This is a genomic window from Methylobacterium bullatum (assembly GCF_014845095.1).
Taxonomy (GTDB): Bacteria; Pseudomonadota; Alphaproteobacteria; order Rhizobiales; family Beijerinckiaceae; genus Methylobacterium; species Methylobacterium bullatum.
The window spans coordinates 1-1010 of the sequence record NZ_NKUG01000277.1 but is presented as its reverse complement, the minus strand read 5'-3'; the positions used below and the strand labels follow the sequence as shown (position 1 = coordinate 1010).

At 67.7% G+C, this 1010-nt stretch carries 1 protein-coding gene; it reads right to left on the bottom strand.

Annotated features, from left to right (window positions below; all coding sequences use genetic code 11):
• On the bottom strand, positions 1 to 977 hold a 977-nt coding region (locus MBTS_RS23065; RefSeq protein WP_192216588.1), incomplete at its 3' end, for a dihydrolipoyl dehydrogenase.
• Between the last annotated feature and the right edge of the window lie 33 nt (positions 978 to 1010).

Below are 1010 nucleotides of genomic sequence, written 5' to 3'. Positions count from 1 at the left end.
ACGTCGCCGATGGCGTAGATGCCCGGCACGTTGGTCCGGCCGAGGCCGTCGGTGACGACGATCCCGCGCTCGATGCCGATGCCGAGCTTCTCGAGGCCGAGATTCTCGATGTTGCCGACGACGCCCACCGCCGAGATGAGCTTCTCCGCCGTCAGCTGCTGGCTCTTGCCGTCCGTCGTCTCGATGGTGGCGGTGACGGAATCGGCCGCCTTCTCCACCTTCGTCACCTTGGCGCCGGTGAGGATCTTGATGCCCTGCTTCTCGAAGCGCTTGCGGGCGAGGCCGGCGATCTCGGCATCCTCCACCGGCAGGATCTGCGGCAGCAGCTCGATCACCGTCACCTCGGCGCCCATGGTGCGGTAGAACGAGGCGAACTCGATGCCGATGGCGCCCGAGCCCATGACGAGCAGGCTTTTCGGCATCGTCTCCGGCACCATGGCCTCGTAATAGGTCCAGATCTGCTTCTTGTCCGGCTCGATGCCCGGGATCGCGCGGGGGCGGGCACCCGTGGCGACGATGATGTGCTTGGCCGAATAGGAGCCGGCGGCGAGCGCGCCCTTCGGCGCGGGCGCGCGGCTCGTCTCCTTCACCGTGACCGTGCCGGGCTCGTTACCCTTGGCGGCCGATTCGATGACGGCCTCGCCCCAGATCACATCGACCTTGTTCTTCTTCAGCAGCATGCCGACGCCGCCGTTGAGCCGGGTCGAGACCCCGCGCGAGCGCTTGACGATGGCGGCCGTGTCGAACCCGACCTTCTCGGCCGACAGCCCGTAATCGGAGGCGTGCTGCATGTAATGGTAGATCTCGGCCGAGCGCAGCAGCGCCTTCGTCGGGATGCAGCCCCAGTTCAGGCAGATGCCGCCGAGATGCTCGCGGTCCACCACCGCGGTCTTGAACCCGAGCTGCGCCGCCCGGATCGCGGCGACGTAGCCCCCGGGGCCGGCGCCGATGACGAGGATGTCGTAGGTGTTGGACATGGCGCGCTCCTACTCCCCTCCCCCTTGTGGGGA